The 7743-nt window shown below is 56.1% G+C and carries 8 protein-coding genes; 4 read left to right on the top strand and 4 right to left on the bottom strand.

Annotation, left to right across the window (positions count from 1 at the left end; translation table 11 throughout):
* The first annotated feature begins 84 nt into the window (after positions 1 to 84).
* The 3 genes from OB03_RS08705 to OB03_RS08695 all read left to right on the top strand — a co-directional run bounded on the left by OB03_RS08705 (position 85) and on the right by OB03_RS08695 (position 1755).
* Positions 85 to 741: a helix-turn-helix transcriptional regulator gene (locus tag OB03_RS08705; protein WP_461343862.1), complete on the top strand. Its 657-nt coding sequence runs from the start codon at positions 85 to 87 to the stop codon at positions 739 to 741.
* 34 nt (positions 742 to 775) lie between these two features.
* Positions 776 to 982, top strand: coding sequence for a hypothetical protein (locus OB03_RS08700; RefSeq protein WP_461343861.1), 207 nt, complete (start codon positions 776 to 778; stop codon positions 980 to 982).
* 158 nt (positions 983 to 1140) lie between these two features.
* Entirely contained in the window at positions 1141 to 1755 is a 615-nt protein-coding gene (locus tag OB03_RS08695) for a helix-turn-helix transcriptional regulator (protein ID WP_461343860.1), read from the top strand.
* 9 nt (positions 1756 to 1764) lie between these two features.
* Here OB03_RS08695 and OB03_RS08690 read toward each other — a convergent pair whose 3' ends face one another.
* The 4 genes from OB03_RS08690 to OB03_RS08675 all read right to left on the bottom strand — a co-directional run bounded on the left by OB03_RS08690 (position 1765) and on the right by OB03_RS08675 (position 6699).
* Positions 1765 to 2655 (bottom strand): hypothetical protein, encoded by an 891-nt coding sequence (locus tag OB03_RS08690; RefSeq protein ID WP_461343859.1) that lies wholly within the window; start codon positions 2653 to 2655, stop codon positions 1765 to 1767.
* Positions 2656 to 2659: 4 nt separating this feature from the next.
* A complete protein-coding gene (locus tag OB03_RS08685; protein ID WP_461343858.1) occupies positions 2660 to 5026 on the bottom strand; it encodes a fimbria/pilus outer membrane usher protein in 2367 nt (788 codons plus the stop codon).
* A 331-nt stretch (positions 5027 to 5357) separates the two neighbouring features.
* Complete coding sequence (locus OB03_RS08680) at positions 5358 to 6101, bottom strand: fimbrial biogenesis chaperone (RefSeq protein WP_461343857.1); 744 nt, start codon at positions 6099 to 6101, stop codon at positions 5358 to 5360.
* A gap of 55 nt (positions 6102 to 6156) precedes the next feature.
* Positions 6157 to 6699: a hypothetical protein gene (locus tag OB03_RS08675; protein WP_461343856.1), complete on the bottom strand. Its 543-nt coding sequence runs from the start codon at positions 6697 to 6699 to the stop codon at positions 6157 to 6159.
* Positions 6700 to 6931: 232 nt separating this feature from the next.
* On the opposite strand from OB03_RS08675, the gene OB03_RS08670 reads away from it, so the two are divergent.
* Positions 6932 to 7706 (top strand): IS5 family transposase gene (locus OB03_RS08670; protein ID WP_461343855.1). Its coding sequence is split into 2 segments (ribosomal slippage): positions 6932 to 7269 and positions 7268 to 7706, totalling 777 coding nucleotides; the frame shifts between segments, so codons are not numbered across the junction.
* Positions 7707 to 7743 lie beyond the last annotated feature (37 nt).

Below are 7743 nucleotides of genomic sequence, written 5' to 3'. Positions count from 1 at the left end.
GTCGTCTTACCCCCCAAAAGGGGGATATGATAAATCAGACCATAAATTACAACGTTACACCAAAGCTGTTATGTAGGTGGAACCATGCCGCAAGTAGCGCACACACCCGTCAATGGGGCTCGGCGGACTCCTTATTGTCCTTATGGCGTCGTTGATGTTGCTGACATTGATGTTGGCGTAGAGGCATTTCAATCTTGGCTTGATGAAGAAAACCTCGCTCGAATGATTATTTCGCCAGACCTTACGGTTCAGTGGATGAGCAACCGTACTAAAAGGTTTGTAGAGGAGGGTAGTATTCCAGTCTCTTTCGGTCACCTCATTCCTCCAACAAATTCGGTAGCCAAATTCCTGGTCTTAGCTGAGTTAAATATTTCGACATGCGCCACCTATTTGGATCGGCAGCAAAACCGTTGGGTTGTCTGGGCCCGCAAACTGACGTCAGGGCCGAACGGCCTAACGGGACTAATCTTTCATCCCCCCAGCCAGTGGTTGTGCTTTAGCGCACTTTCCCAAGCCCATGCTTTGACGCCGATGGAGGGTAAGGTGATCGAACTGATCCTCAATGGCCATGATACAGGCCGTATCGCCCAGCAGATCGGCATATCCAAACAAACACTTAAGACGCACCTGAAACATGCCTATTCAAAACTGGGGGTTACCAGTCGAGGGGATCTGTTCTCACATGCGGCCAGTTTCGCGCGACCTACAGGTGAGGGCAATTTTATTCACGATAGATCGTGAAGCTTTAGAACCGGCGCGGCTTAGAGAGGCTGTCATGACCAACAACCGTATCCTTGTGGAGATCAATCAACTCCGATCCGAGATCGTACAACTCGATGCGTTGATTGGCTCGACAGATCCCTCGATCGCCGTGAATGGCTGCTCGATCGTCGATAAGCTGAACGAGATGCGTTTGCGCCGATACGAGGAATGTGAGGCCTTGGAGATTGTTCACGATAAGTTGGAAGGTCGTCATTGGTAATGACTGGATGCACCTAACGATCCATCCGCAACCTAAATAACGTAGTTGCATTTATTATATCAGCCCCGTTTGGGGATATTTGGCAGTGCGGGTTTCATTACATGGCACTGTAAATAGCGGCATTACTAGGCGGTGTTGTTTCGATGTTTCCAGCAGCTATGCCCGCTCCGGATCCTCCAGACGAAGTATTGGATTCGTTATCGAATTTAGAATCCACTGCACTTCTGTCTCAAGACCTTGCCAAAAATGCACTGGCCCATTGGATAAACGAGGAATCCAAAGCCAGAATCTTGCTGTCGTCTGACATGGAAATCCATTGGATGAGCGAGGCCGCCAAGGCACTGGTGACTGCCGGTATAGTCAGGGTACAAAGTGGACGCTGGCAGCCCAGAACGAAGCTGACTGCCGAGTTTGTTAAAAACACAAAGCTGGACGACTACAGCTGCGCCATCTTTCGCGATATTGACCAGCGTCCCTGGGTGCTCTGGGGGCGGCGGCTGACACCGCTGCCGAACTCTCTGATTGGTCTGATCTTCCAGCCCCCTCGTCAGTTCGCATCATTCAACGCGCTGGTGGATATGCATATCCTGACCAAAACTGAGGGCAGGGTCGTCGAGCTTCTGTTGAATGGTTTCGAGACGAGCCAGATCGCACAGGAACTCGGCATATCGTCACAGACACTCAAGACGCACATCAAGCACGCCTACAGCAAGCTGGGTGTAAGTAGCCGCGGGGAACTGTTTGCACAGTCTGCGGCTTTTGCGCGGCCTTAAGATCCACTCTTAGAGTGTAGATATTTCTATAGTGATTTCATCGCTATAGATTCCTGCACGCGCGCCGGCCACCTCGCCGAGTACAAGGTTGAGTTCGAAGGCCAATCCCGAATAGGTATAGGGCAGATCGATATCCCGAAAACTGATGTCGCTCAGGTCGAGAGGCGTACCATCGAAACTGGCCTTATACTCCAGTGATGGCCCATCCTCGGCTTGGTCCAGCAGGCGCAATCTGCCTTTGTTCATGGATTTGAAGCTTAACCGCGATGAGGCATTGGCGCGGGCCTGAACATAGACATGTCGAGCCTTGCCTGTTTCAGCAGGTCCGAAATCGACAATGCTGACCGTGCCGCCGGAGCCGAATTCTCCACGCGAGCCTGATATGTTCAGCTGGGCTCTTGGTATGGACACGAGGGCGAGATTGACCGGCACCTGCTCCATTAGAGTTGTTCCGTCGGATTGATACAGGTTCAGGAACAGGCGCTCATTATAGGTTCCAGATGGAACAACAGCCTCTTCAAGCACCACGACATCGAACTCAACCTCGGTGCTTTGTCCCCCTTCGATGTTCAAATCGAAATGGTCCGGAAACGAAGAGCGTGTGACGCCTGTACGTGGGCGTAGTTCCAGTTTCAAGCTGGTATTTTGCGGTACCCATGTTGAAACAGTGCTGTTGGTGGAATCCACCAGTGCAAATCGTGCCTGACACTCATTATCCTGTGTATTCAGCACCTGAAATTTTAGCGGAAAGGGCGCCCGACTGGGACTGAAAGCGTCATAGGTCAGGGCTACTGTGGATGGCAGGTTTTCTATACGGAACTGGCATGTCTCCGCACGCGCAGGGACGGTCACCAAAATTGCACTTAAAGCCAGTCCGGCTCCCATGAGTTGCGAAGACAAGGCGCTAGCGGCCTGTGGTTGTGATCGTGCCGACATTGACTATTCCTTCGCTGTTTTCAGGGATGACGAATTCGGCGACTTTTCTGTCCTGAATGAAGATCCAGTAACGGCCAGGCGCCAACTGATCGGCGACAAATCGGCCTGCGCGATTGGTAAAGAAGGGGCGGGCCTGATCGCTCTGCGCTCCCTCGGCGAGCACGCTGCCGGTCGCCAGAACATATGGCCCTTCGGGAGAAGTCAGCACACCGATTGCAATCCGCGAGGCGTCGCTGCCAATCTGTTGCCGATAACCGGCACCGAAGGGCGGAAAGACGCTCAGTGCTGCCGAGCCGAGGTCGTAGCCTGTGGGCAAGGGGTCGACCAGAATGTCGAAACTGTTGATGCCATAGCTGCGCTGGATCGGGATAACTGGAGGACCAAACAAGCCAGAGCGGGCGACTGCGCGTGTGCCCGATACGAGTGTCACCTTGGAGGCCTTCAGAGACTCATGGACAGGAGCGATAATGAACGCATCGTCTACGGGGCGGCCTATACCGAAGGCCCCGCCGCTGAAGCCGACAAAACTACGTAAGGCCAGCGAAGATTCCACACCGGGATCACCGTTCAGAAGTCTGTCATAGCGCCGGTTGTGATTGAACTGGGCCTCAAAACGGTTGTTCACATAGTCCAGACGTCCAGAGATATCTCTAGCGCGATCATTATTGGTGAACCGGACCTCGCCGCTAACGTCATTCAATGCACCCGTCGAATAACGGGCGAGCACCGCCTCGGAGCGGTTATCCACGCTGTCATAGCGGGCCTGTGCATTCCAGCGCGGGCCAAGTGGCACACTTAATCCCACCGCGAAGCGGACTTCGTCCTGATCCTCGTCATTGGTGAAGCTGACATTGGAGACCAGACTGAAACGGCCGAAGGAGCGGCTGACGCCCAGATCGATCTGGCGGGTGCGTCGTGCGTCCAGCCTTCGTTCGGATACTCCTAAGCCTACGCTCAGGCCCAATTCCCAAGGGGCCTGCCATTGCACAAGCATGCTTGAGCGCCATGCGTCAGGGTTGGCACGTCGGGGTTGAAATACATCGGAGAAATGCTCCGAATAGGCAGAAAAATTGGCCGTGACACGCAAGTCGTCTTGCTCGCGCAGCGACAGGGTGTGGCGATAGCTAATCGAAACTGCAGCACCATCTTGTCCCAGAAGCCGGTTGCGGCTGGCAGCAATCTCCAGCAGCAGAAGGCCAAAGCGCGAGCCCCATACGCTCATGCCACCAATCTGCTGAACGTCGCTTGAAGCCTGAGCGTTTGCGCCGACCGTCAAGCTGTCGGTCCAGCCTTTGCGAACAAAACCCGAGGCCAGCATGGGGCCGTCATATTCGTAAGGCGTGCTGCCTTCGTAACGGCCTGCGGCAACGCCGAAATCAACCAGACCTTTTCCTAGGAGGTCGGCTCCGGCGAAAATGTCGAAGACGGCAATCTCGTTACGGCCTGTCAGATCATCGACGACCAACTGCACCTGGTTCGAACCGGTTGCGAACGGAAAGTCCGAAATAGAATAGCGCCCCGGGCGCAGACGAAGGGTCTGGGTTTTCAGACCGTTGATGATCACGTCGACGTCTGCCTCGCGCTCTAGCGAGAACTCCTGACGGCCCGATGGTCTGATGTTCTGGAACGGGCGCACGACCGAATAGGCGCGCTCTATCCCGATACCGACCAAACGCCCCGATCCCTGGAACCCGTCAGTCGCCGGTGTGAACTCGCCAGCCATCGCGCGAATTGCAGGGCCATAGAAGTCTTTGACAAGTCGCGTCTCGGTTCTCTGCCATCCGCTGCCTTCGCGCGAGCCATCATATTCGGCCCCGCTGATCAGAGTCAGACCTGTAAAGCCACCCCAGTGGACGAGGATGTCAACATTGCCACGCAAAGGCGCGACATCATTGACGTCGTGAAGGTAGCGCTGGGCGAGGGATATGTTGGCCCCTGCCGAAAAGGGGCTTGGCTGAGGAAAACTGGCAGGGTCGGGGATGGTGCGAACACCGCTCAGCTTCATTTCGGTCGGGTTCAGGCCGTCGCCCTGTATTGCAGCGTTCAGTTCAAGTGTTGAGCTGGAAAAGGTCAGGTTAAGGGATTGAGCTTTGAAGGTGTCAAATGGCACCCGCGGCCGTCCTGCGGAAACGGTGCGTAACTGTGCGAGCGTCTCGGGCGTGACTACAGGCTCAAGAAGGACAAACAGGCGCTCGACATCGATCAGGCCGTCCCCGTGTAGATCAACATCGACGCTAATCATGCCCAAGAAGCGACCGTTCAACAGCAACGGAACATCGATGGGCGCATACACCTGTGGCGAGCGCTGTGCGGCCTGAATGTCGGCAGAGACCATCACGGCGCTTTGGGCAGCAGACCGAGCCGACGTTCCGGAACTTGGATCGGGGGACGCGTTCTTGGGGTGTAAACGCTCGCTGCTGACCGTCGTTTCCGGAACGTCTGTTAGAGAACTGGCAGGTGCAGGGTCCAGCTCCGGCTCGCCCGATGCGATAGGTGCGCTCGATAAGCGGTTCGTGCGAATAACCGCATCGGGATCTGATAGTTCGTTAGTTGAGGAGGCCTCGACGTGGCCTGCAAAAAGCAAGGCTGTCAGTAAAGCGAGCGGTGAACTGCTCCAAAGACTGCTGCGCCGGAAGGTTCGGGGGCGTTCGGGCATGGCATGCCCGTCACTTTAACGCGATCGCGACGGCGACATTGGCAGAAGTGTCCGAAACGGTTTGCGAAGATATAACCATTCTGCGCGAGCCACCGGGCAGTATGGCGCCGAATTTTCCGAAATCGACTTTCTCGGAATCCAGAACCACCGGCGCGCCTGATGGCGGCGTGAGCATCCATTCGGCGGTACGCAGCAGAGCTACGCCATCGCCCGAGTTGGCCACTTCGAAGACGATGTCGCCTTGGGCATTACGGGTCGCAGCGCCGATCTGAAGGTTCGGGCGGGCCGTGGGAGGCTGGACGAACATATGGCTGACGAAGTCAAAACCAATTTTGACCTGTGTCTGGCTCCCGTCGCTGCCACTGGCCATGGCAAAATCAACCGGCAACTGGCTTATGACGATGGCATAGACACGACCCTGCGTGATGGCTGGATCTCCGACATAGCGAACCTGAACCGCCTGAGTGCCCCCCGGCTGTACTATGGTTTGAGGGGGGAACAAGACAACATCATTGTCTTCCGGCGTTCTTACTGCTGTGCCTTCAGCATCGACCTCTACGCGGTATGCAGCGATTTCGAGAGTAATCGGCATCGCATCGGTGTTGCGAATCATCACGCGGTAGTTGGCATTGGAACCGGTCGGCGACACCGTCGCGATCATCGGCTGCACTTCATGGGCCGAGGCCGGGCCGACATGGCCTAACGCCACGCAGACCAGAAGCTCCGCGCAAGCGGCAATAACTAGCTTTTTCATAGAATTACCCCAAGTGAAGTTGCGGTCGGGCTGCACACCCGACCGCAGGTACACATCAGACTGCAGACAGTTCGAACGAGAAGGACTCGCTATAGGTGCCTGCCGGTGCTGCATTTGCCGGATAGTAGGTTTGGCCCAGCGGTGCAGGTCCAGGGGCCGCAACGTTTACGTTCAGATAGAACTGGGCGTTGATACCGTTGGCCAGAGGCTGGGAATAACCATTGCGGTTACGGGTGAACTTGCCCGAACCTTCTGCATCACCTGGCGTGGCATCGGTGGTTGCAATATCAAATGCCGAGTCAGCGGCACTCAGACGCATAGCGTAGTTGATCAGGTGATTGCCGTTCTTGAAGTCACCGTTGAGCGGATTGACGACCAGACGGGCGGTTCCACCGCTATTGCAGGCCAGTTCCAGATTGGCGACCATCTGTTCAGCTTCATGAGCCACCGAAGCGGTACCACTCGATACATTGGCCAGACGGACGTTGCAGTATGGGGCGACCGTAGTACTGACCGACAGCGATTCAGCGTGTGCAGCACCGCCAGCAAGAACAGTAGCAGCAAGTGCTACCGAAGAAAGCAAGGCAAAAGGTTTCATGATAAGTTCCTCCCATTTTAGCAGATATTCTGCTCATCAGGCCGTAGTTGGCCAAGTTTTGGAAACTGCACATTACTCAGAGTGGAGTTTCTCGAGCCGCAGAAAAGCCTCTTTTGCCTAGTCGAAAGTCACTCCTAGGGGGTATCTATTGGAGATATTTGGAGGGAGGTAGACTCAGGACCTACTGATTTGATGCGCGCGATCTGATTCAGGCTCCTGAGGGCTCTGAATTGTGAATGACCTGTATTGGCTGATGGACGAGCAGATGGCTCGGCTGGAGCCCTACTTCCCCAAGAGCCACGGCAAGACTCGGGTGGATCACCGCTGTTTGCTGAGCGGGATCATCTTTGTGAACCGCAACGGCCTGAGCTGGCGGGATGCAGCGGCGGCCTACGGACCGCACAAGACCCTCTACAATCGCTGGAAGCGATGGAGCGAGGCTGGTGTCTTCATCCGGATGATGGAGGGCCTTTCCAAGGCTCAGACCGAACGCCGCACCGCCATGATCGACGCGACCTATCTCAAGGCACCCCGCACGGCTTCGAGCCTGCGGGTAAAAAAGGGGGCTTGGGCGGCTGATCGGGCGCACGAAGGGCGGCATGAACACCAAGCTTCACGCAGTGACCGATGCCAATGGACGCCCCATCAGCCTGTTCATGACGGCGGGCCAAGTCAGCGACTACATTGGTGCCGCCGCGATGTTGGACAGCTTGCCCAGAGCGCAATGGCTACGGGGCGACAGGCGCTATGACGCGGATTGGTTCCGGGATGCTCTGCAGGCCAAGGGCATCACGCCCTGCATCCCGGGGCGCAAATCCCGAACCGAACCCATCCGTTACGACAAGCGCCGATACAAACGGCGCAACCGCATAGAGATCTTGTTCGGCAGGCTCAAAGATTGGCGGCGCATCGCCACGCGCTATGATCGCTGCCCGACCAGCCACTTGGCAAACGATACGCTGCTGAAGGCCGTCGAAGCCGGTGCGGCAAAGCACAAGGCTTGGTGATCACCCTCTGCCCTCTGGGCTGGCTACGGCTGGCTCA

The sequence above is a fragment of the Brevundimonas sp. GN22 genome (assembly GCF_054824005.1).
Note: the sequence above shows the minus strand (reverse complement) of the source record. Positions and strands in the feature narration are given on the sequence as shown.

What these genes read in the sequence shown, in the direction of transcription:
- OB03_RS08705 (WP_461343862.1), top strand. Translation starts at nt 85, where the DNA reads ATGCCGCAAGTAGCGCACACACCCGTCAATGGGGCTCGGCGGACTCCT.
- OB03_RS08700 (WP_461343861.1), top strand. Translation starts at nt 776, where the DNA reads ATGACCAACAACCGTATCCTTGTGGAGATCAATCAACTCCGATCCGAG.
- OB03_RS08695 (WP_461343860.1), top strand. Translation starts at nt 1,141, where the DNA reads ATGCCCGCTCCGGATCCTCCAGACGAAGTATTGGATTCGTTATCGAAT.
- OB03_RS08685 (WP_461343858.1), bottom strand. Translation starts at nt 5,026, where the DNA reads ATGGTCTCTGCCGACATTCAGGCCGCACAGCGCTCGCCACAGGTGTAT.
- OB03_RS08680 (WP_461343857.1), bottom strand. Translation starts at nt 6,101, where the DNA reads ATGAAAAAGCTAGTTATTGCCGCTTGCGCGGAGCTTCTGGTCTGCGTG.
- OB03_RS08675 (WP_461343856.1), bottom strand. Translation starts at nt 6,699, where the DNA reads ATGAAACCTTTTGCCTTGCTTTCTTCGGTAGCACTTGCTGCTACTGTT.